Source organism: Streptomyces humicola, from assembly GCF_024436035.1.
GTDB classification, from domain to species: domain Bacteria; phylum Actinomycetota; class Actinomycetes; order Streptomycetales; family Streptomycetaceae; genus Streptantibioticus_B; species Streptantibioticus_B humicola.
In genome coordinates, this window is record NZ_JANFNG010000026.1 from 16997 (window position 1) to 41301 (window position 24305).

Annotated in this window: 25 protein-coding genes, 1 tRNA gene, 1 pseudogene and 1 riboswitch; of the genes and pseudogenes, 9 read left to right on the top strand and 18 right to left on the bottom strand. The window is 70.3% G+C overall.

Annotation, left to right across the window (positions count from 1 at the left end):
- Positions 1 to 22 precede the first annotated feature (22 nt).
- Positions 23 to 613 (top strand): hypothetical protein, encoded by a 591-nt coding sequence (locus NGB36_RS25315; RefSeq protein WP_255922799.1) that lies wholly within the window; start codon positions 23 to 25, stop codon positions 611 to 613.
- A gap of 128 nt (positions 614 to 741) precedes the next feature.
- Here the strand turns inward: NGB36_RS25315 and NGB36_RS25320 are convergent, their stop codons facing one another.
- The 5 genes from NGB36_RS25320 to NGB36_RS25340 all read right to left on the bottom strand — a co-directional run bounded on the left by NGB36_RS25320 (position 742) and on the right by NGB36_RS25340 (position 5098).
- On the bottom strand, positions 742 to 1521 hold the full coding sequence (locus NGB36_RS25320) for an HAD-IIA family hydrolase (protein ID WP_255922800.1): 780 nt from the start codon (positions 1519 to 1521) through the stop codon (positions 742 to 744).
- 34 nt (positions 1522 to 1555) lie between these two features.
- Entirely contained in the window at positions 1556 to 2293 is a 738-nt protein-coding gene (locus tag NGB36_RS25325; RefSeq protein ID WP_255922801.1) for a phosphonatase-like hydrolase, read from the bottom strand.
- Between the two features lie 2 nt (positions 2294 to 2295).
- Positions 2296 to 3414, bottom strand: coding sequence for a TIGR03364 family FAD-dependent oxidoreductase (locus NGB36_RS25330; protein ID WP_255922802.1), 1119 nt, complete (start codon positions 3412 to 3414; stop codon positions 2296 to 2298).
- Between the two features lie 66 nt (positions 3415 to 3480).
- Positions 3481 to 4284 carry a GntR family transcriptional regulator gene (locus NGB36_RS25335; RefSeq protein WP_372509526.1) on the bottom strand — a complete coding sequence of 268 codons (804 nt, stop codon included), beginning with the start codon at positions 4282 to 4284 and terminating at the stop codon, positions 3481 to 3483.
- Between the two features lie 46 nt (positions 4285 to 4330).
- On the bottom strand, positions 4331 to 5098 hold the full coding sequence (locus NGB36_RS25340) for a hypothetical protein (protein WP_255922803.1): 768 nt from the start codon (positions 5096 to 5098) through the stop codon (positions 4331 to 4333).
- A gap of 84 nt (positions 5099 to 5182) precedes the next feature.
- Here NGB36_RS25340 and NGB36_RS25345 point away from each other — a divergent pair, with 84 nt between their 5' ends.
- Positions 5183 to 6280: a Gfo/Idh/MocA family oxidoreductase gene (locus tag NGB36_RS25345; RefSeq protein WP_255922804.1), complete on the top strand. Its 1098-nt coding sequence runs from the start codon at positions 5183 to 5185 to the stop codon at positions 6278 to 6280.
- Here the strand turns inward: NGB36_RS25345 and NGB36_RS25350 are convergent.
- The 4 genes from NGB36_RS25350 to NGB36_RS25365 all read right to left on the bottom strand — a co-directional run bounded on the left by NGB36_RS25350 (position 6267) and on the right by NGB36_RS25365 (position 9259).
- Complete coding sequence (locus NGB36_RS25350; protein WP_255922805.1) at positions 6267 to 7124, bottom strand: fumarylacetoacetate hydrolase family protein; 858 nt, start codon at positions 7122 to 7124, stop codon at positions 6267 to 6269. The two genes, NGB36_RS25345 and NGB36_RS25350, sit on opposite strands and share 14 nt — an antisense overlap.
- 120 nt (positions 7125 to 7244) lie before the next feature.
- A complete protein-coding gene (locus NGB36_RS25355; protein WP_255922806.1) occupies positions 7245 to 7967 on the bottom strand; it encodes a YidC/Oxa1 family membrane protein insertase in 723 nt (240 codons plus the stop codon).
- Between the two features lie 130 nt (positions 7968 to 8097).
- Positions 8098 to 8430 carry a DUF6412 domain-containing protein gene (locus tag NGB36_RS25360; RefSeq protein ID WP_255922807.1) on the bottom strand — a complete coding sequence of 111 codons (333 nt, stop codon included), beginning with the start codon at positions 8428 to 8430 and terminating at the stop codon, positions 8098 to 8100.
- A gap of 76 nt (positions 8431 to 8506) precedes the next feature.
- Complete coding sequence (locus NGB36_RS25365) at positions 8507 to 9259, bottom strand: class E sortase (protein ID WP_255922808.1); 753 nt, start codon at positions 9257 to 9259, stop codon at positions 8507 to 8509.
- 202 nt (positions 9260 to 9461) lie between these two features.
- Between NGB36_RS25365 and NGB36_RS25370 the strand changes: the two genes are divergently transcribed.
- The gene (locus tag NGB36_RS25370; RefSeq protein ID WP_255922809.1) at positions 9462 to 9929 is read left to right on the top strand and encodes a hypothetical protein; all 468 of its coding nucleotides are present in this window, start codon (positions 9462 to 9464) and stop codon (positions 9927 to 9929) included.
- 34 nt (positions 9930 to 9963) lie between these two features.
- Here NGB36_RS25370 and NGB36_RS25375 read toward each other — a convergent pair whose 3' ends face one another.
- Positions 9964 to 11319 carry a DUF445 domain-containing protein gene (locus NGB36_RS25375; RefSeq protein ID WP_255922810.1) on the bottom strand — a complete coding sequence of 452 codons (1356 nt, stop codon included), beginning with the start codon at positions 11317 to 11319 and terminating at the stop codon, positions 9964 to 9966.
- A gap of 188 nt (positions 11320 to 11507) precedes the next feature.
- Between NGB36_RS25375 and NGB36_RS25380 the strand changes: the two genes are divergently transcribed.
- Together NGB36_RS25380 and NGB36_RS25385 are read left to right on the top strand one after the other, a co-directional pair.
- Positions 11508 to 12824 carry an SGNH/GDSL hydrolase family protein gene (locus NGB36_RS25380; RefSeq protein ID WP_255922811.1) on the top strand — a complete coding sequence of 439 codons (1317 nt, stop codon included), beginning with the start codon at positions 11508 to 11510 and terminating at the stop codon, positions 12822 to 12824.
- 249 nt (positions 12825 to 13073) lie between these two features.
- Positions 13074 to 15446 carry a transglycosylase domain-containing protein gene (locus tag NGB36_RS25385; RefSeq protein ID WP_255922812.1) on the top strand — a complete coding sequence of 791 codons (2373 nt, stop codon included), beginning with the start codon at positions 13074 to 13076 and terminating at the stop codon, positions 15444 to 15446.
- A 26-nt stretch (positions 15447 to 15472) separates the two neighbouring features.
- On the opposite strand, the pseudogene NGB36_RS25390 reads toward NGB36_RS25385, so the two are convergent.
- The 3 genes and pseudogenes from NGB36_RS25390 to NGB36_RS25400 all read right to left on the bottom strand — a co-directional run bounded on the left by NGB36_RS25390 (position 15473) and on the right by NGB36_RS25400 (position 16767).
- Positions 15473 to 15791: pseudogene (locus NGB36_RS25390) on the bottom strand (DMT family transporter).
- Between the two features lie 42 nt (positions 15792 to 15833).
- Positions 15834 to 15899, bottom strand: a riboswitch (guanidine-III (ykkC-III) riboswitch).
- 95 nt (positions 15900 to 15994) lie between these two features.
- Positions 15995 to 16297, bottom strand: a complete 303-nt coding sequence (locus NGB36_RS25395) for a GroES family chaperonin (protein ID WP_255922878.1) — start codon at positions 16295 to 16297, stop codon at positions 15995 to 15997.
- 146 nt (positions 16298 to 16443) lie between these two features.
- Positions 16444 to 16767 (bottom strand): DUF3618 domain-containing protein, encoded by a 324-nt coding sequence (locus tag NGB36_RS25400; RefSeq protein WP_255922813.1) that lies wholly within the window; start codon positions 16765 to 16767, stop codon positions 16444 to 16446.
- A 154-nt stretch (positions 16768 to 16921) separates the two neighbouring features.
- On the opposite strand from NGB36_RS25400, the gene bcp reads away from it, so the two are divergent.
- The 3 genes from bcp to NGB36_RS25415 all read left to right on the top strand — a co-directional run bounded on the left by bcp (position 16922) and on the right by NGB36_RS25415 (position 19508).
- Positions 16922 to 17389: a thioredoxin-dependent thiol peroxidase gene (bcp, locus tag NGB36_RS25405; RefSeq protein ID WP_255922814.1), complete on the top strand. Its 468-nt coding sequence runs from the start codon at positions 16922 to 16924 to the stop codon at positions 17387 to 17389.
- Positions 17390 to 17484: 95 nt separating this feature from the next.
- Positions 17485 to 18996 (top strand): glycine betaine/L-proline transporter ProP, encoded by a 1512-nt coding sequence (gene proP / locus NGB36_RS25410; RefSeq protein ID WP_255922815.1) that lies wholly within the window; start codon positions 17485 to 17487, stop codon positions 18994 to 18996.
- 430 nt (positions 18997 to 19426) lie between these two features.
- Positions 19427 to 19508: transfer RNA gene (locus tag NGB36_RS25415), tRNA-Leu, on the top strand.
- A 52-nt stretch (positions 19509 to 19560) separates the two neighbouring features.
- Here the strand turns inward: NGB36_RS25415 and rdgB are convergent.
- The 4 genes from rdgB to NGB36_RS25435 form a co-directional block, all read right to left on the bottom strand.
- Positions 19561 to 20163, bottom strand: a complete 603-nt coding sequence (gene rdgB, locus NGB36_RS25420) for an RdgB/HAM1 family non-canonical purine NTP pyrophosphatase (RefSeq protein ID WP_255922816.1) — start codon at positions 20161 to 20163, stop codon at positions 19561 to 19563.
- Positions 20164 to 20199: 36 nt separating this feature from the next.
- Positions 20200 to 20610, bottom strand: a complete 411-nt coding sequence (locus NGB36_RS25425; protein WP_255922817.1) for a hypothetical protein — start codon at positions 20608 to 20610, stop codon at positions 20200 to 20202.
- 11 nt (positions 20611 to 20621) lie between these two features.
- Positions 20622 to 21353, bottom strand: a complete 732-nt coding sequence (gene rph, locus NGB36_RS25430) for a ribonuclease PH (RefSeq protein ID WP_255922818.1) — start codon at positions 21351 to 21353, stop codon at positions 20622 to 20624.
- A gap of 102 nt (positions 21354 to 21455) precedes the next feature.
- A complete protein-coding gene (locus NGB36_RS25435; protein ID WP_269470570.1) occupies positions 21456 to 21707 on the bottom strand; it encodes a PTS sugar transporter subunit IIB in 252 nt (83 codons plus the stop codon).
- A 206-nt stretch (positions 21708 to 21913) separates the two neighbouring features.
- Here NGB36_RS25435 and NGB36_RS25440 point away from each other — a divergent pair, with 206 nt between their 5' ends.
- On the top strand, positions 21914 to 23215 hold the full coding sequence (locus NGB36_RS25440; RefSeq protein WP_255922821.1) for a PTS transporter subunit EIIC: 1302 nt from the start codon (positions 21914 to 21916) through the stop codon (positions 23213 to 23215).
- Between the two features lie 103 nt (positions 23216 to 23318).
- Here NGB36_RS25440 and NGB36_RS25445 read toward each other — a convergent pair whose 3' ends face one another.
- Complete coding sequence (locus NGB36_RS25445; RefSeq protein WP_255922823.1) at positions 23319 to 24071, bottom strand: MBL fold metallo-hydrolase; 753 nt, start codon at positions 24069 to 24071, stop codon at positions 23319 to 23321.
- Positions 24072 to 24305: the final 234 nt, after the last annotated feature.

Here is a 24305-nt window from a genome sequence, read left to right on the forward strand (position 1 = left end):
CGACGCAGGACGTGGTCCGGCCATGGTGAAGCAGCTTGCCGCTTCCGCACGCCTCCCGTTGTCCGATCCCAGACGCTCGAGCCTCGATGTCTCATGGAGCTTCTCGCTGCGCCGCACGCCCGGCAGTGACGAGCTCGCGACGCGGATGACGCTCGCCGCGCTGACCACCGTCGGCGGCGCGCAGGCGGCGTGCGAGCGGATCGCCGAGGCGACCGGGCTCGCCTGCCGCTATGTGCTCGACTACGGCTTCGCCCGCCGCTACCGGGTCACCGTCGGCCTGGACGAGTCCCGTTGCGCCGTCTCCGTCACCGACTACGGCTACGACCAGCCTGCCGCCCCGCCCGGTGGGACGCCCGAGGTGCCCACGCCCTCGTACGAGACGACCCGGCTGTGCCAGGAGCTCTCCGAGTGTGCGACGGACGGCATGAAGCTCGACGGCATCCAGGTGCATCACGCGCTCGATGGTGCCGTCCTCGTCCGGTTCCGGGCCGGGCTCCCCATCGCTCCCGTCTCTCCCGTCTCCCCGATCGTCTCCGAGCCACCGTCGGCCGACGATGCCGGACCTCCCCCGGTCGCGCCGGACACCTCCCGCAGTCCGGGCGCCCGAGGGTGAGGGCCGCCCGGCCGGTGCTCCCGGGGGGAGCGGGGCGCCGGCCGGGCGTGCACCGCAGAGGCCGGCGCCAGGCGTCAAACGTCAAACGTCAAAACGTCAAAACGTCAAAACGTCAAAACGTCAAAACGTCAAACGAGGTCGATCAGATCCGCGATCGAATTGACAACACGCGACGGACGGAACGGATAGCGGTCGACGTCGTCCGGCCCGGTCAGCCCGGTGAGCACCAGGAACGTCTCCATCCCGGCTTCGAGACCGGCGAGTACGTCGGTGTCCATCCGGTCACCGATCATGGCCGTCGACTCGGAGTGCGCGCCGATCACGTTGAGCCCGGCACGCATCATCAGCGGGTTCGGCTTGCCGACGAAGTAGGGCTCCTTGCCGGTCGCCTTGGTGATCAGCGCGGCGACCGAGCCGGTCGCCGGCAGTGCTCCCTCGGCGGACGGGCCCGTCTCGTCCGGGTTGGTGGCGATGAACCGGGCGCCGTTGTTGATCAGACGGATCGCCTTCGTCAGCGCTTCGAAGCTGTACGTCCGTGTCTCACCGAGCACGACGTAGTCCGGCTCGTGGTCGGTGAGCACATAGCCGATGTCGTGCAGCGCGGTCGTCAGCCCTGCCTCGCCGATCACATGGGCAGTGCCGCCCGGCCGCTGGTCGTCGAGGAACTTCGCGGTCGCCAGCGCCGAGGTCCAGATGTTCCCGACCGGCACGTCCAGACCCATCCGCGCGAGCCGGGCATGCAGGTCCCGGGGGGTGTAGATGGAGTTGTTGGTGAGCACGAGGAAGGGCTTGCCCGACTCCCGGAGCCGCTTGATGAACTTGTCCGCGCCCGGGACCGGGGTGCCCTCGTGGATCAGCACCCCGTCCATGTCGGTGAGCCAGGATTCGATCGGCTTGCGCTCTGCCACGGCGACGACTCCTCTGGGGATGGTCAGCTGATCTTCAGGATCCTCCGGATCCTGCGGTGGGCACGCCGCCCGGACTACCGAGGGTATAGGGCAGCTCCGCGACCGAGCCGAGCACATGGGTGGCGCCGGCTGCACGCAGCGCCGCATCGTCGTGCGCACCGGTCAGCACGCCCGCGACGACGCCTGCGCCCGCGCGGCGTCCGCAGATCATGTCGTAGGCCGTGTCCCCGACAACGGCGATCTGCCGAACCGAGTCGGTGCGGGTGCGCAGCAGCGCGGTCAGCACCATGTCGGGGTATGGGCGGCCGCGTCCGGCGTCGGACGGGCACAGGGTGAGGTCGGCCAGATCCCGCCAGCCGAGTGCGGCGAGGATGGCGTCCTGGGTGACGCGGGCGAAGCCGGTGGTCAGGACGACCTTGCGGCCCTCACTGCGCAACCGCTCGATCGTCTCACGCGCGCCCGGCAGCGGCGCAACCTCTCCGGCGGCCACCAACTCCCCGTAGGCGCGCTCGAATTCGGCATTGGCGCGCTGTGCGCGCTGCTCGTCACCGAAGAGCGAACGGAAGACGGTGATCTTGGATTCACCCATCGTGGCGCGGACGTACGCGAGCATCGACGCATGGGCATCGCCGCCCGGTTCGACGCCGAGGGTCGCGGCGGCGCGCGAGAACGCGCGCTCGACGAGCCCGTCGTCGGCGACGGTGGTGCCCGCCATGTCGAGTACGACCAAGCTGGTCGCCTCGTTGATCGGTTCTTCGTTCGTGTCTGTCACGCTCACCATCCCAGTTCGTCCGCGGTGTCCTCGCCGATCGCGGGCGAGCACGTCATTCCCCGTCCGCCGGGCCCGGTGACCAGCCAGACCGAGCCCGAGAGCTCCTCCCGGTGGACGACCTTCCCCGGCTGCGTGCACTGCGCGTACACCCCGGCCCAGCGGCGCCGGATCCGCGGCAGCGGGCGGCCGAGCAGCGCCTCGGCGACGCCCGCGAGGTGCTCGTAGGGCTCCTCCACGACATCGAACGGGAAGGGCTCGTCATACGCATGAGTGTCGCCGATGGTCAGCCCGCCGTCCTGGCGCTGCACCATCAGCAGTTGCGTGCGATGGTGTTCCGCGACCGGCGGTTGCGGCTGCCACGCCTGCAGGGCGTCGAGTGCCCGCCCCTCGTACGCCGGGTAGTAGCGGAAGCTGTCGGCGTCGGCGACCGAGGTGGTGAGCGCGTCGCCCAGCGGATCGGTTTGCATCATCTGCAACCGCACCTTGCGTACGGGGATTCGGGGAGCGAGCTGACGCACGAGGCCGGAGAGCCACGCGCCGGTGCACAGGACGACGCAGTCGCCCTCGTGGAGCTGCCCGTGGTCGTCGACGACCCGGCCCGCCGCGACGTCACGCACCTCCCGGCCGCCGAGGAACGTGTACCGGCCGGAGGCGGTGAGGTGCTCACGCAGCGCGCGCTGGGTGACGCGCGGTTCGACGGCGGCGTCGCGCTCGCACCACAGCGCCCCGAGCATCTCTCCGCGCAGCGCGGGATTGAGCGCCCGCGCCTGCACGGCGTCGAGCCACGTCAGGCCGCGCCGGGCCGCGTCCGGCCGGTCGAGCGTCTCGGCTGCGACGGCGCGTTCGGCCTCCGTGCGCACCACCGTGAGCGAGCCGCCCGCCCGGAACCCGATGCCGGGCACGCGCTCCCCGATCTCCTGCCACAGCGCGCGGGCGCGCAGCGCGGTCTCCAGCTCGGCGCCGCAGGCGCGGCCGCTCACCCACACCAGCCCGAAGTTGCGGACCGAGGCGCCTCTGGCCTCCCGCTCCCGCTCGATGTGGATGACGTCGTGGCCGCGCGCTATGGCGTGCCATGCATGCATGGTGCCGAGGGCTCCCGCCCCGACGATGACAACCCTCATGGAGTCGATGATGCAGAGCAGAGCCCGCCTTGGTCCAGACCCGTTATCATTTCGTGATACACCACGTCATCCCGTGGACAGGCGGGTGGTGAAGCTGAAGCGGTCACCGCGGTAGAGGGAGCGCACCCGCTCGACCGGGCGGCCGTCCGGCTCGTACGAGACGCGGTGCAGCAGGAGCATCGGCAGCGCCGGCGGGGTGCCGATGAGCAGCGCCTCCCGCGGGGTGGCCAGCACCGTCTCGATCTTCTCCTCGGCCGTCGCCAACCGCACCCCGAGACGGTCGCGCACATAGCCGTAGAAGGACGAATCGGGGTCGAACTCCCCTCCCAGCTGCGGAAATCGCTGCACCGGGACATAGGTGCTCTCCAGGCCCACCCGCTCGTCGTCGGCGAGCAGCACCCGCTCCAGATGCCAGACGAGGTCGGTCGCGGCGATACGCAGCTGTGCGCCGAGCGCGGCGCCCGCGGGCAGCCGGTCGAGTGCGATGAGGGTGCGGCCCGGCACCCGCCCCTGGGCGCGCACCCCTTCGGTGTACGAGACGAGCGACAGCGGTTGTTCGAGCTTGGGGCCCGCGACGACGGTGCCGCGGCCGCGCCGCTGCAGGCGGCCCAGGATCAGCAGATCGCGCAGCGCCTGGCGGACCGTTTCGCGGGACACCTCGAAGCGGGCGGCGAGGTCGCGCTCGGTCGGCAGCGTGCCGCCCTCGCCGAGCTCGTCGAGGAGCGCTTCCAACCGGGCCTTGACCGCGTAGTACTTGGGGACGCGGCCGTGCTCGGGGATGCCTGCGCGCACCGGCGCGCCGGGCGACCGGCGGTGTTCGTCGCGGTGTTCATCGTGGTGCTCATTGTGGTGTTCATCGTGGTCGTCCACGGCGTGATCCTCGCACGCCGCCGCGTCACCCGGGACGCTCGGCCGTTCAGTGGCGCGACCGCCGGGCGACGACGACCAGCGCCGCACCGACGAGCACGAGCACAGCCGCGGCGGACCCCAGCACCGCGGCCTGCCGTCTGCGCCGCGCGGCGGGTCCCGTCACGGCAAGCGCGGGCCGCGGCGCGACGACGTCGAACGTGTAGTGGTTGGACTCGCCCACCCATGCGCCGTCGTTGCCGCGCCGCTGCATGGTGGTGGCCGAGGCGACGACGCGGTCGGGGGCGGCATGGCCGGCGAACCGCAGACGCAGCATGACGGTGACGGTGCCACGCGCGGGGACGGCGAGCCCCGGGCCGCCCTCGCCGCCGGGCAGTCCGATGTTCTCGGCGTGATCGGTCGTCTCGAACGGGACGGAGCGCCAGGGCCCGGCCGCGGACCAGGCGCACTCCAGGCTGAACCGGCCCGGTGTCAGCGTCCTGTTGCCGTCGACGATGACGACGAGCGGGTGGACATCGCGGCACTCGGCCTGTGTGGTGTTGCGCAGTTGGAGCGAGAACGACTGAGCGGCGCCGCCCGCGGTGTAGGTGGCGGGCCCGCCGGTCAGCCGCGCGTCGATCGGGAAGGTGCGGGCGGCCGGGGCGCCGCATCGCGGCGCCGGCACGGTGGACGCGGAAGTCCAAGGAGAGACGGGAATCTCGGGGTTCGCGGGGTTCACGGGTGTGGCGGGGGCAGCGGACGCGAAGCCGGAGAGCGCGAGGACGGTCGCGACGACGCCGACGACGAGACCGAGGAGGAGGGCTGCGCGCAGCTGCATGAGCGCCAATGTCGCATTGCATGATGATCTTTCCTGTGTGACACGGCCGCGCCGCCCCCGAACGGCGCATGTTTTAGTGGGCGCATGAACGACACCACCGGCACCCCGCTTCGCGTCGGCCTGATCGGCTACGGACTGGCGGGCTCCGTCTTCCACGCCCCGCTGATCGCCGCGACCGACACTCTGGCCCTCGACACCGTCGTCACCGCCAACCCCGAGCGGCAGGAGCAGGCGCGGGCCGAGTACCCCGGCGTACGACTCGTGGCGAGCCCCGACGAGCTGTGGGCGCGTGCGGACGAGCTCGACCTGGTCGTGATCGCCTCCCCGAACCGCACCCACATCCCGCTGGCGACGGCCGCGCTGAACGCCGGACTCCCCGTCGTCGTCGACAAGCCGCTCGCGGGAACCGCGGCCGAGGCGGCCTCACTCGCCGATCTCGCCGAGGAGCGCGGTCTGCTGCTGTCGGTGTTCCAGAACCGCCGCTGGGACAACGACTTCCTGACGCTGCGCAGGCTCCTCGCCGACGGCGCGCTGGGCGAGGTGCGTCGGTTCGAATCGCGGTTCGAGCGCTGGCGCCCGCAGCCCAAGGGCGGCTGGCGCGAGTCGGGCGACCCGGCCGAGATCGGCGGGCTCCTGTACGACCTGGGCAGCCACCTGGTCGACCAGGCACTGACCCTCTTCGGGCCGGTGCGCACCGTCTACGCCGAATCCGATGTGCGCCGCCCGGGAGCCGAGGCGGACGACGACACCTTCATCGCCCTCGATCACGTCGGCGGCGTCCGTTCGCACCTGTGGATGAGCGCGGTCACCCCGCAGCTCGGCCCGCGGCTGCGGGTGCTCGGCAGCATCGCCGGATACGTCAAGTACGGGCTCGACCCGCAGGAGGCCGCGCTGCGCGAGGGCCGGCGCCCCGGCCCCGGCTGGGGAACGGAGCCCGAGCCGTGCTGGGGCAGGCTGGGCGCAGGCGAGTCACCACTGACGGGCGGGGGTAAGGCGGTGCCGACGCTGCCCGGTGACTATCCGTCCTACTACGCGGAGGTCGCCGCCGCACTGCGCGACGGCACGGCCCCGCCGGTCGGCGCCCGCGAGGCCGTGGCCGCGCTGGAGGTGCTGGAGGCCGCGCGACGCTCCGCCCGGGAACGCCGCACCGTCGAGCTCCACCAGCAGGTCAGGCGGGCTTGAGAACTTGCCGCTGACGCCCGAGCCCGTCGATCTCCAGCTCCACGACGTCGCCGGGGCGCAGATACGGTTTCGGCTCGGGCTGCCCCATGGCGACGCCCGCGGGCGTACCGGTGTTGATCACGTCCCCCGGGTAGAGGGTCATGAACTGGCTGACGTAGCACACCACATGGGCGACGGAGAAGATCTGGTCGGCGGTGGTGCCGTCCTGCCGGATCTCGCCGTTGACCGACAGCTTCAGCCGCAGCGCCTGCGGGTCCGGGACCTCGTCGGCGGTGACGAGCCAGGGGCCGAGCGGGTTGAACGTCTCGCAGTTCTTGCCCTTGTCCCACTGGCCGCCGCGTTCGATCTGGAACTCGCGCTCGGAGACGTCGTTGGAGACCGCGTAGCCGGCGACGGCGGCGAGCGCCTCGTCCTCGGACTCCAGGTATCGGGCGGTGCGGCCGATGACGACGGCGAGCTCGACCTCCCAGTCGGTCTTTGCGCTGCCGCGCGGGATGAGCACGGTGTCGTCGGGGCCGACGACCGTGTCCGGGGCCTTCATGAAGATGATCGGCTCGGCGGGGATGGCCGCGCCGGTCTCCTCGGCGTGGTCGTGGTAGTTCAGCCCGATGCAGACGACCTTGCCGATCCGGCCGAGCGGAGGGCCCACCCGCAGCCCCTCCTGGTCGATGGCGGGCAGCGTTCCGCCGGCCGCGGCCTGCCGTACGCGGGCGAGCGCGGAGTCGTCGGAGAGCAGCGTCCCGTCGATCTCCGTCACGAGGCCCGACAGGTCACGCAGGACGCCGTCGGCGTCCAGCAGCGCCGGGCGTTCTGCTCCAGCCGGTCCGACACGCAGCAGCTTCATTCAAGACTCCCGTGGTCGAGGGTGGGCCCGGCTTCGTTCCGTGGAGCGCGGCCGACGCGTCCGGTCATCGGATCACTTGGCTGATCCTCCAATCCCCGATGACGGTCGCGCAAGCCCCGCTCACCCAGTGGACTCGGCGGCATCGAGTGCCATCTTCGGCTCACGGTGCAGGAAGGCCCGCTCCACGGCCGTCCAGGTGGTCGTGGTGACCAGGTAGAGCCCTGCAGCGAGCGGCACGACGGCCGCCGTCGCCAGCGTCGCGAAGGGCATCAGCAGCACGATCCTGGCCGGCCCGGCTGCACCGGGTGCCGTAAGCCCCGCCGTCGTCCTCCGGGTCCGCCGGTACGTCCAGGTGGCGACCGCAGCGAGGACCGCGAACAGGGCGAGGAAGACGAGCCCGTGCGGCCCGAACACTCCTCCGTGCCTGACGACGGTGAGCCAGCGCCCGTCCAGCGGCGCCCCGAACAGTGTGCGGTGGTCGAGGAGCCCTCCGCCCCCGGACCAGAACAGGCGGTTCATGACGAAGAAGAACGGCGTCTGCAGCAGCATCGGCAGGCATCCGGCGAGCGGCGACACCCCCTCCTTCGCATACAGCTCCGTCATCGCCCGCTGCAGCCGCTGCCGGTCCCCCTTGTGCTGCGCGCTGAGCTGCGCGACACGCGGCGCCAGCCGGGCCCGGGTCTTCTCTGCGCGTGCGGCAGCGCGGGCGAGCGGATGCAGGGCGAGTCGCACGCACACGGTGAACACGACGACGGCGGCGGCCGTCGCCGAGGCACCGAAGAGCGGCTGGAGCCCGTCGGCGAGGCGGGACAGGACAGCGATAAGTGGGGTGAAAACGAACATGGTTGAGCCCTCCACGGGTCTCGTCGAGCCGGAATCGGGAGATGCGAATTCGGCATGACGAGCCGCGCGGGCGCACTTGTGCGCACGTGTGCGGTGGATCGAGCGCCTGCAGTTCCCTGCAGCGCAGCGCCTACGCGGCCGTCCCGAGGGGACGGCCTGGCGCTCGGGGCCGCCGGCGGCCGGAGGCGTCGGGGTCGCGTTGCGCCAGAAACGCGGTGCGCCGCTCCCGGTCCTTGATCGCCGTGCGTATTCGGCCCGGCGATACCGGCCGGGCCGCGGGCACGGTGGAGAAGATCCCGGCGAGCATCAGGACGGCGGCAGTGGTGGCCGCGGCGGCGACCGCGCTCGTCAGCCCCGTCTGCGTCAGCAGCAGCCCGATGAGCAGCATGAGGAGTGCGCCGATGTATACGCGCAGCAAGCCGGTCCGCGGACTCGCGCCGCATGCGCCGATCGTGCAGGACATCGGGACACCTCCTCCCTCGGGCCGCGATTGCGCCTCGGATCCGATGGTAGACCTGGCCACCGACTACGCAACGGGCCTACCCGCGTACGTCGGCCGACCGCAGATACCCCCACCACACGAGCCGGAACTCCGAGGTGAACTCCGGCGTGCAGGTGGTGAGCGTGATGTAGTAGCCGGGCCCGCTGAGGCGGTCCTCGGGGTGCACGCCGCTGTAGGGCACGGGATCGATCACCGTCCCGTCCGACGGCGACGTCTGCGGCACCATCCGGTCCAGGACGTAGGTGAAGACGGCGTGCGCCGTCTCGATCACGACCTCGTCGCCCGGCCGCAGCCGGTTGATGTAACGGAACGGCTCGCCGTGGGTGTTGCGGTGCCCGGCGAGCGCGAAGTTGCCGGGCTGTCCGGGTTCCGCGGTCTGCGGATAGTGGCCGACGTAGCCGAAGTTGAGCACGGCCGCCTTGCTCGTCCCCTCCGCGATCGGCGCGGTGACCCCGATCGCTGGGATACGGATGATCGCGTAGGCCATGCCCCAACTGGCGTTCACCACAAAACTGTTCGACGATACATCCGATGTCTGACGGTTGCCTGTGCCCGCCGCCCTCGTCGCCGACGGCGAGGACGCAGGCGCTGCGGATGATGCGGCCGACACGGCGGACCCGGCTGGAGCGGCGTTCCACTGCCGCTCCAGCGCCGCGACCGCGCGCCGGTCGGAGCCCTGCGCCTGCACGTTGGTCCACCACAACTGGTGGACGACGAGCAGCAGGACGACGACGCCGAAGGTCACCGCGGCCTCGCCGCACCACCACAGCACCCGAGCGGCCCACTTCATGCGCGCACCATAGGTGACATGCCGTCAGGTGGCCATACCTCCGGCTCCCGCCCCCGCGACCGGACCACGCACCGTCACGCCCATCGTCAAGCGCGTTGCAGATTTGTTACACATTCGGGTGGTATATCCCACACTGCGGTCGTAGCGTCGTCACAGAAGCAACAGCACGACACGAACACCAGCAAGCGGCCGGGGAGCGGATATGCGCAGTCACAAGCTGAAGACAGCACTTCTGATCGGTGCGGGTACGGCACTCGCGACGGCCCTCGCCCCGGCCTCCGCATCGGCCTCGGCTGCATCTCCTGCCCCGTCCCCGGCGGCGCAATCGCGCTCCGGCGTGATCGTCCTCGACTGCTTCGCCAATCCGCAGGTCCGGCCGAGCACCTACCTGATCGCCTGCGGTGACGGCAACAACGGTCTCGTCTCGCTCCACTGGTCGCAGTGGGGTCCGAGCTCCGCGGTCGCCCGCGGCCTCGACATGGTGAACGACTGTCAGCCGTACTGCGCGGCAGGGAAGTTCCACTCCTACCCGGTGACCGTGCGGCTCGACCGCGTCCAGCCGTGGCCCGGCCACCCCAAGCAGCGGGACTACACCGAGATGCACCTGTCCTACACGGCCGATACGCCGCCGCAGACGGCCCGCGAGGTGACCTACCGCATCGTGGACTGACCATGGCTGACGCGCCCGGGCTCAGGTCCCGGGCTCAGGCCACCAGCTGCGAGAGCGTGTAGATCAGCAGCCCGGCCAGCGCGCCCACCACGGTGCCGTTGATCCGGATGAACTGCAGGTCACGCCCGACATGCGCCTCGATCTTCCGCGAGGTCTGCTCCGCGTCCCAGCCCTCCACCGTCTCCGTGATCAACGAGGTGATCTCGTCCCGGTACGTGGTGACCACATACGTCGCGGCGTCCTCGAGCCATGCGTCCACCTTGTCCTGCAGCCGCTCGTCCGAGCCCATCCGCGCGCCCAGCGACATCAGCGACGCCCGCGCCCGCAGCCGCAGCTCGCTGCGCTCGTCCTCCGCCGCCGCGACCACCATCGACCGCACCGCGCTCCATGCCGACTGGATCAGATCCTGCACCTCGCCGCGGGCCAGCACGTCCCGCTTCAGGCGCTCCACGCGCTCCCTGGTGTCCCGGTCGGACTGCAGCTCCGTCGCGAAATCCGCAAGGAAGCGATCCAGCGCGCCGCGCGCAGGATGCTCCGGCATGTCGCGCATCTCCGTGACGAACCGCAGCAGCTCCTTGTAGACCCGCTCGCCCACCCGCCGGTCGACGAAGCGCGGCGTCCACCCGGGCGCGCCGCCCTCGATCGCGTCCATCACCGAGTCACGGTGCTCCATCAGCCAGTCGCGCGCGCGCACGCACACCAGATCCACCACCCGCCGGTGGCCGCCGTCCTCGACCACCCGCCCCAGCATCTTGCCGAGCCCGGGCCCGATCTCCTGCGTCTCCGCGCGCCGGGTGACCGCCTCGCTCACCACCGCCTGCACATCGGAGTCCCGCAGCACTCGCAGCGTGCCGCGCAGCACCGCCATGCCCTGCTCGGTCACCCGGTCGGCGTGCTCGGGCTCGGCGAGCCACTTGCCCAGCCGCGCCCCGATCCCCACGGCCCGCAGCCGACGCCGCACGACCTGCTCGGAGAGGAAGTTCTCGCCGACGAAATCGCCCAGCGTCCGCCCGAACACGTCCTTCTTCGTCGGAATGATCGCCGTGTGCGGGATCGGCAGCCCCAGCGGCCGCTTGAACAGCGCCGTCACCGCGAACCAGTCCGCCAGCGCGCCGACCATCCCCGCCTCGGCCGCCGCCGCCACATAGCCCGCCCACGCACCCGCGCCGGCCGCGCCCGCCCACTTGGCCAGCCCGTACACCACCGTCGCCACCAGCAGGAACCCGGTCGCGATCAGCTTCATGCGGCGCACGCCGCGCCGCCGCTCCTCGTCCGCCGGGCTGTACATGAACCCGCCCGGCACGCCGGCGCCCGGCGCCCGCCCGCCACCGGGGCCGCTGACGGGACCGCCCGCCGCGGCCCGTCCCTCGGCCTGTCCCACCGCGCTCATCCGCTCCACCCCGTGATTGTCCGCGCCCGTCCGCCCGGCGGGCGTCCATCTCTGGAACGAACAAGGAGTTCCCGGCGTCCATACGGCGGAGGACACCGCCGTCCCGCCGATCACTCCCCGTCCCTCCATGGGATCATGGAAACTCCCTGCCGGAGCCTTGCGCTCCGCCTGCCCGAGGAGAGCACCGCATGACCCGGAAATCCGGTTATGCCCTGCTCACCGCGCTTGTCGCGGTGGCCGCCCTCGCCTGCACCGCGATCCTCATGGGCACCGGCGCGCTCGGCAGCGGACTCCGCCGCCCCGGCTCCGTCCCTCAGATCCACGCAACCGCCGATCCGGCCGCCGCCGGCTCCTGGACCGGCACCTGGGCCGCCGCACCCGCCACCGCCGAGCCCGGCACCCCGCAGGGCCGTCCGGGGATGTCGATCCGCGACGTCGTCCACACCAGCATCGGCGGGAACGCCGCCCGTATCGAGCTGTCGAACCTCTTCGGCACCGCACCGCTGATCCTTACGCACGTCACCCTGGCCCGCGCCGCCGCGCCCGGCAGCCCCTCCGCCTCCCCTGGCAGCCTGACCGCACTGGGCTTCGCCGGCCTGCCCGTGGTGACGATCCCGGCGGGCGGGAGCGTGCTCAGCGACCCGGTGCGGCTTGCGGTGCCCGCCGCGACCGACCTGCTGATCACCCTCTACACCCCGTACACCTCGGGCCCGGTCACGTACCACCCCACCGCCCGCCAAACCTCCTACCTTGCCTACGGCGACCACGCGGGCGACACCGACGGCACGGCGTTCACCATCCCCAGCCCGTACTGGCGCTACGTCACCGCCGTGGACGTGTGGACGCCCGGCCTGCACGGCACCGTCGTCGCGTTCGGCGACTCGATCACCGACGGCATCACCTCCACCGTAGGCGCCGACCACCGATGGCCCGACTTCCTCACCGCCCGGCTGGGCGAACGCCCCGACCTGCCGCGCATGGGCGTGCTCGACGAGGGCATCAGCGGCAACCGCGTCCTCGCCGACGCCGCCCCCACCGCCCCCTGGGACGGGCCGAGCGCCCTGCGCCGCTTCGGGCGCGACGTGCTCTCCCGCGCCGGCGTCAAGGTCGTGATCGTCGAACTCGGCATCAACGACATCATCGAAACGCCGCACCAGACCGACGCGCAGGCGATCATCGACGGGCTGCGGCAGCTCACCCGCGAGGCGCACGCCCACGGCATCCGGGTGCTGGGCGGCACGATAACGCCGTTCGAAGGGCTGCACGGCTACACGCCCGCCCTCGACGCCGTACGCGAGGACGTCAACGCCGCCATCCGAGCGGGCACGGTCTTCGACGCCGTCGTCGACTTCGATCGGGCACTGCGCGACCCGCACCACCCCGACCACCTGCTGCCGGCCTTCGACTCCGGCGACCATCTGCACCCCACCGACGCCGGGTACGAGGCGATGGCGCAGGCGGTGAATCTGCAGGACCTGCTCGGCTCCGCCCCCGCGAGCCTGTAGAGCTGACATCGGCAACCACCGGCCGACAGCCACCGTTCCCCGACCGTTCCCCGACCGTTCCGCGACCGTCCGGAACCGAACCACCTGGGGATTTCATCCGTTTCGGTGGAAGCACGCATCCGTTCGGCCGTGACCGGCCTGTCGCACGAGTGACGGGCCGACTCCGCCGCTCGGGTTGATGCAACAGTGTCCCGGGGACATGGACATTGCCGGCACAACCCTGGCGGCGGCCGAGGAGTCCGTACAGATATGAGCGACGAGCGAGCAGGCGGCGCCGCGCCGCGACCGCGGCGCACAGGACTGCGCCGTCTCGTCCCCACCTGGCGCATGACGTTCGGGACCGTGCTGCTTCTTCTGCTCCTGCTCGGCGGCGCGTTCATCGCCGGGTATCTGCTCGTCCACATCCCGCCCGCCAACGCCTCGGCGACCGCCCAGAGCAACGTCTACCTCTACGCTGACGGTACGACCGAGATCGCCCGCGCGGGCGACATCAACCGCGAGAACGTCTCGCTCAGCCAAGTCCCGCGCGCTGTGCAGGAGGCGGTGCTCGCCGCCGAGGACCGCAAGTTCTACCACGAGTCGGCGGTCGACCCGCTCGCCATGGCCCGTGCCGCCTGGAACACCGTCAACGGTCGTGGTGTGCAGTCGGGTTCGACCATCACCCAGCAGTTCGTGAAGAACTACTACCTCAACCAGCAACAGACGATCAAGCGCAAGATCGAGGAGTTCTTCATCGCGATCAAACTCGACCGCGAGCAGACCAAGGACCAGATCCTCCAGGGCTATCTGAACACCAGTTACTTCGGCCGCGGCGCCTACGGCATCCAGGCCGCCGCCCAGGCCTACTACGGCGTCGACGTCAGCAGGCTCACCACCGCACAGGGCGCCTACCTGGCCGCCCTGCTCAACGCGCCCAGCTACTACGACGTCGTCGCCAACCCGCCGGCCCGCGCCGACGCGATCGCCCGGTGGAACTACGTGCTCGACGGCATGGCCAAGGAGGGCTGGCTCAGCCAGGACGACCGCGCGCGGATGACCTTCCCCGAACCCGGCGGGATCAAGGCGTCCAACGGCCTTTCGGGCCAGCGCGGCTACATCGTCCAGGCAGTCGACCAGTACCTGATCAACAACAAGATCATCGACGAGCAGACGCTCGCCGCCGGCGGCTACCGGATCACCACGACGATCCAGAAGCCCAAGGAGGACGCGTTCGTCAACGCCGCCCAGAGCCAGCTGATCTCGAAGCTCAGCAGCGGCAACCCCACCGACGAGTACGTCCGCGCCGGCGGCGCCTCCATCGACCCCACCAACGGCGACGTCGTGGCGCTGTACGGGGGCGTGGACTACACCAAGCAGTTCGTCGACAACGCCACCCGTCGCGACTACCAGGTCGGCTCGACGTTCAAGCCGTTCGTCTTCGCCTCCGCCGTGCAGAACGGCTCCACCACCCAGGACGGACAGCCCATCACCCCCAACACCGTCTACGACGGCACCAGCGGCCGCCAGGTGCAGGGGCCGAACGGTCCCATCAACTACGCCCCCGCCAACGAGGACAACCGCTCCTTCGGGAACATCACCGTGAGCGAGGCCACCAACCAGTCGGTCAACGCCGTTTATGCGCAGATGGCCGAGGACGTCGGACCGGCCAAGGTGAAGACCACCGCCGTCGACCTCGGAATCCCGGCGGCCACACCGGGGTTGAACGCCTATCCCTCGATCGCACTCGGCGTCGCCACCGCCAGCCCGCTCGACATGGCGCAGGGGTATGCCACCCTCGACGACCACGGCACGCACATCCCGTACACACTCGTCAGCAAGATCATCAAGGGCGGCGACACGGTCGACCTGCCGAGCCGGAACTCCACCCAGGCCGTTCCACGCCAGGCCGCCGACACCACCACCTCGATGCTGCAGAACGTCGTCAACGCCTCCGACGGCACCGGCACCGCCGCCCAGGCCGCGGGCGTCCCCGCGGCGGGCAAGACCGGTACCGCCGAGGACGACAAGGCCGCCTGGTTCGCCGGCTACACACCGAACCTCGTCACCGTCGTCGCCGTCATGGGCCAGGACTCCGGCACCGGCAAGCAGCAGCCGCTCTACGGCGCCATCGGCCAGGCCCGCGTCAACGGCGGCGGCGCCCCGGCCCAGATCTGGGCCGACTACACCGGTGCGGCCCTGCGGGGCCAGTCCGTCCCCGACTTCGACCTGCAGCTGGAGAGCGGGGCGAGTCCCTCGCCGTCCGCCACGCCCTCCGCGAGCAGCCTCCCGCCCTCGAGCGGCTCCCCGTCCGCAGGGCCGCCGCCGTCCAGCTCACCACCGTCCAGCCCACCGCCGTCGTCGTCGGGCGGCCCGACGATGAGCCCGGTCACCGGCGGCCTCAACGGCGGCTTCACCCAGGGCGCGACGGCGGGCTCGACCGGCGCCACGACGGGAGGCGGCAGCACGGGCGGCTCGACCGGCTCCGCGGGCGGTACAAGCGGCACCGGCGGCGGCACCTCGGGCACGACAGGCGGTACGGGCTCCGGGGGCACGGGCGCCTCGGGCGGCACGACCATGGGCATGAGCGGCTCATCGGGCTCCACCGCGACCGGCGGCGGAGCCCTGCCCCAGTGGACGGACTGACGGCGGTTGGGCTGACGTCGCTGACGTCAATGGCCCGAGGTGGCCTTCAGCCCGACGACGGCCACGAGCAGCAGGGCGACGAAGAAGATCCGCGCAGCCGTCACCGGCTCGTGGAAGACCACCATGCCGAGCACCGCGGCGCCCGCCGCACCGATGCCCACCCACACCCGTACGGGGTGCCGATCGGCAGGGCCTTCGCCGCGAGCGACAGCAGCAGCATGCTCGCCACGATCCCCGCACCCGTGAACAGACTCGGCCACAGCCGGGTGAACCCGTCGGTGTACTTCGTCCCACCGACCAGCCGACCTCGAGCAGACCGGCGACGAGCAGCAGGACCCAGGCCATGACGGCACCTCCGTGACATGTGTGACATGTGTGCTTCTACGGGGTGCGTCGTCTTTGCGGGTCCCGGTACGGCGCGTCTCGTCGGGTCGCCACCGACCATAGCAAAGCGCAAGTAAAAGGCAAAGAAAGAGTAAAGGGTTGGTAAAGGGTAGTGACCGGGGCCACCACCCTCACACGCCGGCGCTGCAGACCGCCACAGACCGCTACAGATACAGCCCCGTCGAGTCCTCCGACCCGGCCAGCCGCTCGGCCGCCACGGCATGCAGATCGCGCTCGCGCATCAGCACATACGCCACCCCGCGCACCTCGACCTCCGCCCGCTCCGCAGGATCGAACAGCACACGGTCGCCGACCTCCACGGTCCGCACGTTCTGCCCCACCGCGACCACCTCCGCCCAGGCCAGCCGACGGCCCACGGCCGCCGTCGCAGGGATCAGAATGCCGCCGGACGAACGCCGCTCACCCTCCGGGCTGTCGGTACGGACCAGCACCCGGTCGTGCAGCATGCGGATCGGCAGCTTGTCGTGGTCATGCACACCGGCGGCGCCGACACCGCCAAGGGACGTGTTCGAGTTCGAGCTCACGGGCACGACGTTACCCGGCGCACGCCCGACACGAGCACCTGGCATCCTGCCGGCCTGCCTGCGCCCGCCTACTTGCGCCTGCGTCGCGACGACCTCCGCGAGACCAGCACGACCACCGCCACCGCCGCAACCGCCACCGGCACGATCCGCTCCATCCGCGGGGAGCCGTCATCGGCGACAAGGCCGGACCGGACATCCGACACCGCCCGGTTCACCGCCACATAGGCACGGCCCACGGTCCGGTCCACTGCCTCACGCACCGAGGCCGTCGCATGGTCCGCGATCGTCTTCGGGTGCACCCGCACGCCGATCTCATCCAGCGTCGCGGCGAGATCCTGCCGCCGGCGGACGATGTCCGCCTCGATCTGAGCCGGAGTCCTGCCATCCGACACCGCGCTGCCTCCGTCACGTCGAACCCAGTTACCGTGCCGACAGTCTGTCAGGCCACGCCCCACCCCGCCCGCCCGGCACCCCCGTTCGCGACCGGACGCGAAAACCGGACGTAAACTCCGTACGGGCACGACATCGAGACAAGGAGCCCCGGCCATGAGCGAGCGTCTGACGCCCGGCGACACCGCACCCGCATTCACCCTGCCCGACGCCGACGGGAAGCAGGTCTCGCTCGCCGACCACCGGGGCCGCAAGGTCATCGTCTACTTCTACCCCGCCGCCCTCACCCCCGGCTGCACCAAGCAGGCCTGCGACTTCACCGACAACCTGACCCTCCTCGCCGGCGCCGGCTACGACGTCATCGGCATCTCCCCCGACAAGCCGGAGAAGCTCGCCGCCTTCCGCGACAAGGAAAACCTGAAGGTCACCCTCCTCGCCGACCCCGACAAGCAGGTTCTCGAGGCCTACGGCGCCTTCGGCGAGAAGACGATGTACGGCAAGCAGGTCACCGGCGTCATCCGCTCCACCGTCGTCGTCGACGAGCAGGGCAAGGTCGAACGCGCCCTGTACAACGTCAAGGCCACCGGCCACGTCGCCAAGATCATCAAGGATCTCGGAGTGTGACATAAGTCCCCCAAGTGCGGGACATTGGTTTGGTCCGGCACGAACCGCGCAGATGTTCCTCTGGTTCATGGAAGACGAACGAGAGGAACCGTTTCGTGACGAACAGCGACGCCGGAGCTCTGGCTGACGCCGACGTCGACCCGGCCGCCTACCGCCGCCACCGAGCGCTCTTCCAGGCCATCCAGCGCCGGAAGAACCCCCGGCTGCGCCGCACCGACATCACCGTGACCGATGAGCGTGCCGTCAAGCGCGCCGTGAAGGCCGCGGCGCTCGGCAACGCCATGGAATGGTTCGACTTCGGCATCTACAGCTACCTGGCCGTCACGATCGGTCACGTCTTCTTCCCGTCCGGCAACGGCACGGTGCAGCTGCTCTCGTCCTTCGCGACCTTCGCCGTGGCGTTCCTCGTACGCCCCCTCGGCGGCACGTTCTTCGGCCCTCTCGGCGACCGCATCGGCCGCAAGAAGGTGCTCGCACTCACCATGATCCTCATGGCCGTCGGCACCTTCTCGATCGGCCTGATCCCCAGCTACGCGGCGATCGGCTTCTGGTCGCCGGCACTGCTGATCCTCTTCCGCCTCATCCAGGGCTTCTCCACCGGCGGCGAATACGGCGGCGCGTCCACGTTCATCGCCGAATACGCCCCCGACAAGCGGCGCGGCTTCTTCGGCAGCTTCCTGGAATTCGGCACCCTCGCCGGCTACATCGGCGCCGCCGGCCTGGTCACCGTCCTCACCTCGGTCCTCAGCGACGCCTCGATGATCTCCTGGGGCTGGCGCGTACCGTTCCTCGTCGCCGGACCGCTCGGCCTCATCGGCCTCTACCTGCGGATGAAACTGGACGAGACCCCGGCGTTCGAGAACGCCGTACGCTCCCACGCCGTGCGCTCCTCCGAAGCGGCCCAGCGCGTGGAGACCGCCACGAAGGGCGAATTCCGCCGGATCTTCGCCGAGCAGTGGCCGCGGCTCGTCCTGTGCATCGCCCTCGTCGCCGCGTACAACATCACCGACTACATGCTGCTGTCGTACATGCCGACGTACCTCACCGACCAGCTGAAATACAGCACCACACACGGCCTGGTCATCCTGCTGGCCACCATGGCCCTCCTGATGCTGATCATCACGTACATCGGCCGCCTCAACGACCGCTTCGGCCGCAAACCACTGCTGATGGCGGGCATGACCGGCTTCTTCGTGCTGTCCGTGCCGTCCTTCCTGCTGGTCAAGCAGGGCAGCCTGCCCGCCGTCTGCGCCGGCATGCTGATGCTCGGCCTGTCCCTGGTCTGCCTTCTCGGCACCATGTCGGCGGCGCTGCCCGCCCTCTTCCCCACCGAGGTCCGCTACGGCGCCCTGTCGATCGGCTACAACCTCTCCGCGTCCCTCTTCGGCGGCACTACACCGCTGGTGATCACGGCCCTGATCAGCCTCACGGGCAGCGACATGATGCCCGCCTTCTACACGATGGCCGGAGCGCTGGTCGGCATCGTCGCCGTCGCCTGCATGAAGGAGACCGCCCGCAAACCCCTCGAAGGCTCCCCGCCCGCGGTCGCGACGAAGGAGGAGGCGGCGGAACTGGTGAGCGCCCGGACCCCCGAACCGCGCTTCTGACGTGGCGCGGAGCCCAGCGGGCGCACCGCGAATCAGCCGTCGTCCCCCTGCTGGGCCGACGGGGCTGACGTACTTCGCATGGGAAACGGCGTCCACCAGCCGGCCGAGCGCATAGTCGTTGTCCGTGACATACGCCTTCGGCGTGGGGTAACCCGGACTGGTCGTCGCGTGTGATCGTCCGGCAGGCGCAGGAACTCCATCGAGGGCAGGTCATTGTTCGCCTCGTGCTGCCCGAACTCCCGCTCCCACTCACCAGTGCGCGTGTTGCACGTCGTCATCGGCGTGAACGTGCCCGGCGGATCGGGACACTTCAAGTCCCAACCGTAGAAGGCAGGGTCGGTGTCGGCCGCCGGCCGCGGATCGGCAGGGGCACTGCCAGTGTTGTCTCGTATTCCCATGACCGCCGACCCGGTACCATAGGCGGGGGCTAGCGGCCGTGGTGCAAAGGCGACACAGCAGGTTTAGGTCCTGTGGCCCCAACGGGCTTGAGGGTTCGAATCCCTCCGGCCGCACACACAACGAAGGCCCGGCCCGCTCACCAGCGGGCCGGGCCTTCGGCGCGAGTCACCCCACCAGCTCCCGCACCACCGGCACCAGCGCCCGGAACGCCTTCCCCCGGTGGCTGATCGCGTTCTTCTCCTCCGGGGTGAGCTCTGCGCACGTGCGCGTCTCGCCGAGCGGCTGGAGGATCGGGTCATAGCCGAAACCGCCCTTGCCCGCCGGGGCGTGGCGCAGCGTGCCCTCCAGGCGGCCTTCGACGACGCGTTCGGTGCCGTTGGGGAGGGCGAGCGCCGCGGCGCAGGCGAAGTGGGCCGCGCGGTGGGGGTCGTCGACGTCGGCGAGCTGGGCGAGGAGCAGGTCGAGGTTGGCGCGGTCGTCGCCGTGGCGGCCGGCCCAGCGGGCCGAGAAGATGCCGGGGGCGCCGCCGAGGACGTCGACGCACAGGCCGGAGTCGTCGGCGACGGCGGGCAGGCCGGTCGCCTGGGCGAGGGCGTGTGCCTTGAGCAGCGCGTTCTCGGCGAAGGTGACGCCGGTTTCCTTCACGTCGGGTGCATCGGGGTAGGCGTTGGCGCCGACGAGGTCGACATCGAGTCCGGCGTCGGTAAGGATCGCGCGGAGCTCGGTGATCTTGTGGGCGTTGCGGGTGGCGAGGACGAGTCGCTTCACGGGAGCCATTGGAGCCGTAGGTGCCATGGGAGCCGATTATCCGGTCTGCGCCGACGAGCCGGGGACGCAGGACTTGGCGAATGCCGCTGCCGCGTCCGCGATGGGTTTGATGTCGGGCTTGACGCCGTTGTCGAGGTCGTCCTTGGCGTTGTCGAGGCCGGTGCTGAGTTCGTTGATCGCCTTGGTGGCCGCGGCGTTGCCGGTCTTGCCTGCGATCTCGTCGATGTCGGACTGGAGTTGGCGGATTGCGGTGGCCGCGTCGTGCGGGTCGTTGCCGTAAGTGGCGACGGCCTTCTCCAGGGAGGCGAGGTGTGCGCCGATGGAGCCGGCGACGGAGGCGCAGGTCGCTGTCTTCCCCTGCGAGCTGCTGCAGGCGGTGGCGAGGGGTGCGGCGAGTGCCAGCAGGGCGGCGGCCGTGATCACGGTGGGGCGCATCGTGGGGTGCATCGTGGGGCTCCTCACGCCTGGTCTGCGAGTGCCGCCCGCTGGATGCCGTCGAGTTGGGCGCAGCCGGCGACGGCGAGGCCGAGGAGTGTGTCGAGTTCGCTGCGGGCGAAGGGTTCACCTTCGGCGGTGCCCTGGACTTCGACGAAGCGGCCGTCGCCGGTGCAGACGACGTTCATGTCGGTTTCGGCGCGGACGTCTTCTTCGTAGGCGAGGTCGAGCATGGGGACGCCGTCGATGATGCCGACGCTGACGGCGCTGACGGTGCCGGTGAGCGGCTGGGCCTTTGCCTTGATCAGTTTGTGCTGCTGGGCCCAGCTGACGGCGTCGGCGAGTGCGACGTAGGCGCCGGTGATGGCGGCGGTGCGGGTGCCTCCGTCGGCCTGGAGGACGTCGCAGTCGAGAACGACGGTGTTCTCGCCGAGCGCCTTGTAGTCGATGACGGCGCGCAGGGAGCGGCCGATGAGGCGGGAGATCTCGTGGGTACGGCCGCCGATGCGGCCGCGTACGGATTCGCGGTCGCCGCGGGTGTTGGTGGCGCGGGGCAGCATGGCGTATTCGGCGGTGACCCAGCCTTCGCCGCTGCCTTTGCGCCAGCGGGGTACGCCTTCGGTGACGCTCGCGGTGCACAGTACGCGGGTGTCGCCGAAGGAGACGAGGACGGAGCCCTCGGCGTGCTTGCTCCAGCCGCGTGCGATGGTGACGGGGCGGAGTTGTTCGGGGGTGCGGCCGTCGATGCGATCCATGGTGACGAGCCTATCCCTGATGGTGGTGGCCCCGTTCCGTCGGTGGTGGGCGGCGCGGGGCTTCCGCCATGAACGTCGAGTTGGCCACCTGGCTGTTGTGGGTTACATCATGTCTTCGATGTCGGCGGCGATGGGGTCGGCGTCGGTGCCGATGACGACCTGGATCGCGGTGCCCATCTTCACGACGCCGTGGGCGCCGGCGGCCTTGAGGGCGGCTTCGTCGACGAGGGAGGGGTCGATGACCTCGGTGCGGAGTCGGGTGATGCAGCCTTCGATCTCTTCGATGTTGTCGAGGCCGCCGAGACCGGCGACGATCTTCTCAGCCTTGCTGGCCATGTCCACTCCTGTCGTCATACGCAGCTGGTCCACACCATACTGCGGCGCCCGTTGAACCAGGCATCCCGTGCCATTCGTCGCGAACCGGTAAATCTTGGCATCATGGATTCCTTTGAATGCCATGCACATGTTACAACTGGTCTACACCACTGGAGGATGGTGGTGTAGACCACACTGGGCGGGGCCCGTCCCCCTCACTGCCCGCCCACACCGGGAGGAATCTGATGTCTTCGGCCACCGCTGCGGCCGCGCCCGCGAAGAAGCGAGGTACCAGCGTCTTCCAGGGACTGCAGAAGATCGGGCGCAGCCTGCAGCTGCCGATCGCCGTGCTTCCCGCAGCGGGCATCCTGCTGCGTCTCGGCCAGGATGACGTGTTCGGCGCCAAGGGCCTCGGCTGGGACAGCGTGGCGAAGGTCTTCGCCGGTGCCGGCGGCGCCCTGCTCGACGCTTCTCTGGGCCTGCCCTTGCTGTTCTGCATAGGTGTCGCCATTGGCTTTGCGAAGAAGGCGGACGGCTCGACGGCGCTCGCCGCGGTGGTGGGCTTCCTCGTTTACTACTCGGTGATCCACCAGTTCCCGGTGGCTTGCGCGGGAGGCGGGAAATTCACCTCCACGGGATCGCTCAGCGGCGCCTGTGTGCAGGGAAGCACGGTGACCCCGGCCGTGTACCAGAACCCCGGTGTCCTCGGCGGGATCATCATGGGCCTGCTTGCGGCGGTCCTGTGGCAGCGTTTCCACCGCACCAAGCTCGTCGACTGGCTGGGCTTCTTCAACGGCCGCCGCCTCGTGCCGATCATCATGGCCTTCGTCGGCACGGCCTTCGGCGTCCTGGTCATCCTGGGCTGGCAGCCGATCGGCGACGCGATCAGCAGCTTCGGCAGGTGGATGACCGGTCTGGGTCCGCTGGGCGCGGGCCTGTTCGGCTTGGTCAATCGCGGTCTGCTGCCGATCGGTATGCATCAGTTCGTGAACACGGTCGCCTGGTTCCAGATCGGCGACTACACCAACTCCGCCGGGCAGGTGGTCCACGGCGACCTGAACCGGTACTTCGCCGGTGACCCGACCGCCGGGCAGTTCATGTCCGGCTTCTTCCCGATCATGATGTTCGGTCTGCCGGCAGCCGCCCTGGCGATCGCGCACTGCGCCCGTCCCGAGCGGCGCAAGGCCGTCACCGGCATGATGCTGTCGGTCGCGCTGACCGCTTTCGTCACCGGCGTCACCGAACCGATCGAGTTCTCTTTCATGTTCATCGCGCCTGTGCTCTACGCGATCCACGCCGTGCTGACCGCGATATCCATGGCCGTGACGTGGGCGCTGGGCGTGCATGCGGGCTTCACGTTCTCCGCAGGCGTGATCGACTACGTGCTCAACTGGCACTTCGCGACCAAACCGTGGCTGATCATCCCGATCGGTCTGTGCTTCGCCGTGATCTATTACGCCGTCTTCCGCTTCGCGATCACGAAGTTCAACCTTCCCACCCCGGGCCGCGAGCCCGAGGAGGAGATCGAGGATCTCACCAAGGCGTGAGCCTTGTCGGGATGCGGCCCGGGGCCCTTGGAACCACTCGGTTCCAAGGGCCCCGGGCCGTTCCGGGACGGCGTCCAGCACGGCGTTGCGTTCGGATGCGTCGTCAGACCTCGTAGACCGCGCCGGGCCGTGCGAGCCCGACATCGCCGGGGTACGAGGCCCGGGCGTCCGCGAGGGCAACCTGCGGGTCGGTCCACGGCGGGATATGCGTGAGGACGAGGCGTGCGACGCCGGCCCGTGCCGCATACTCACCGGCTTCGCGGCCGTTGAGGTGCAGCTCGGGCACGTCCTCCTTACCGTCCGTGAAGGACGACTCGCACAGGAAGAGGTCAGTGCCGTCGGCGAGGCCGAGGAGCGCCTGGCAGGGGCCGGTGTCGCCCGAGTACGTCAGCGAGCGGCCGCCGTGCTCCAGGCGGAAGGCGAAGGACTCGACGGGGTGGCTGACCCGGTCGGCGGCGACGGTGAACGGGCCGACCTCGAAGCGGCCCGCGTCGAGGCTGTGGAACTCGAAGACCTCGCTCATGCACTTGTCGTCGGGGACGTCGCCGTACGCGGTGGCCAGCCGTTCCTCCGTGCCCTGGGGGCCGTAGACGGGGATGCGGTCGGGCATGCCGCCTTCGTGCCGGTAGTAGCGGGCCACCCAGTAGGCAACCATGTCGATGCAGTGATCGGCGTGCAGATGGCTCAGCAGTACGGCGTCCAGGTCGTACAGTCCGCAGTAGCGCTGCAGCTCGCCGAGGGCGCCATTGCCCATGTCGAGTAGCAGCCGGAAGCCGTCGGCCTCGACGAGGTAGCTCGAACAGGCCGATTCCGCGGAGGGGAACGACCCCGAGCAGCCGACGACGGTGAGCTTCATGCAGGAGCCTCCTTGGGGTCTCCCCTGCCGGGTGCCAGGGGCTGGTCCGGGAGTCTTGCGGGTCGTTTTACCGTCCCGCACCCCAGTGGCGGCACGTCGGCGTGAGCGCGCCACTGAACGCCGGTGGTCGCGCGCGGGAGAGGATGCCGCGGCCGGCCGGACGAGGATGGCGGTGGGTGCGGTCGGTGCCGCCATGTGCAGTCGAGGGTAAGGCGCGGGGCTGTTCCCCGCGCC

Coding starts and splice junctions, on each gene's coding strand:
- NGB36_RS25315 (WP_255922799.1), top strand. CDS start 23: ATGGTGAAGCAGCTTGCCGCTTCCGCACGCCTCCCGTTGTCCGATCCC.
- NGB36_RS25330 (WP_255922802.1), bottom strand. CDS start 3,414: ATGAGGGTTGTCATCGTCGGGGCGGGAGCCCTCGGCACCATGCATGCA.
- NGB36_RS25340 (WP_255922803.1), bottom strand. CDS start 5,098: ATGCAGCTGCGCGCAGCCCTCCTCCTCGGTCTCGTCGTCGGCGTCGTC.
- NGB36_RS25345 (WP_255922804.1), top strand. CDS start 5,183: ATGAACGACACCACCGGCACCCCGCTTCGCGTCGGCCTGATCGGCTAC.
- NGB36_RS25350 (WP_255922805.1), bottom strand. CDS start 7,124: ATGAAGCTGCTGCGTGTCGGACCGGCTGGAGCAGAACGCCCGGCGCTG.
- NGB36_RS25355 (WP_255922806.1), bottom strand. CDS start 7,967: ATGTTCGTTTTCACCCCACTTATCGCTGTCCTGTCCCGCCTCGCCGAC.
- NGB36_RS25360 (WP_255922807.1), bottom strand. CDS start 8,430: ATGTCCTGCACGATCGGCGCATGCGGCGCGAGTCCGCGGACCGGCTTG.
- NGB36_RS25365 (WP_255922808.1), bottom strand. CDS start 9,259: ATGAAGTGGGCCGCTCGGGTGCTGTGGTGGTGCGGCGAGGCCGCGGTG.
- NGB36_RS25370 (WP_255922809.1), top strand. CDS start 9,462: ATGCGCAGTCACAAGCTGAAGACAGCACTTCTGATCGGTGCGGGTACG.
- NGB36_RS25375 (WP_255922810.1), bottom strand. CDS start 11,319: ATGAGCGCGGTGGGACAGGCCGAGGGACGGGCCGCGGCGGGCGGTCCC.
- NGB36_RS25380 (WP_255922811.1), top strand. CDS start 11,508: ATGACCCGGAAATCCGGTTATGCCCTGCTCACCGCGCTTGTCGCGGTG.
- NGB36_RS25385 (WP_255922812.1), top strand. CDS start 13,074: ATGAGCGACGAGCGAGCAGGCGGCGCCGCGCCGCGACCGCGGCGCACA.
- NGB36_RS25395 (WP_255922878.1), bottom strand. CDS start 16,297: ATGCTGCACGACCGGGTGCTGGTCCGTACCGACAGCCCGGAGGGTGAG.
- bcp (WP_255922814.1), top strand. CDS start 16,922: ATGAGCGAGCGTCTGACGCCCGGCGACACCGCACCCGCATTCACCCTG.
- NGB36_RS25425 (WP_255922817.1), bottom strand. CDS start 20,610: ATGCACCCCACGATGCGCCCCACCGTGATCACGGCCGCCGCCCTGCTG.
- rph (WP_255922818.1), bottom strand. CDS start 21,353: ATGGATCGCATCGACGGCCGCACCCCCGAACAACTCCGCCCCGTCACC.
- NGB36_RS25435 (WP_269470570.1), bottom strand. CDS start 21,707: ATGACGACAGGAGTGGACATGGCCAGCAAGGCTGAGAAGATCGTCGCC.
- NGB36_RS25440 (WP_255922821.1), top strand. CDS start 21,914: ATGTCTTCGGCCACCGCTGCGGCCGCGCCCGCGAAGAAGCGAGGTACC.
- NGB36_RS25445 (WP_255922823.1), bottom strand. CDS start 24,071: ATGAAGCTCACCGTCGTCGGCTGCTCGGGGTCGTTCCCCTCCGCGGAA.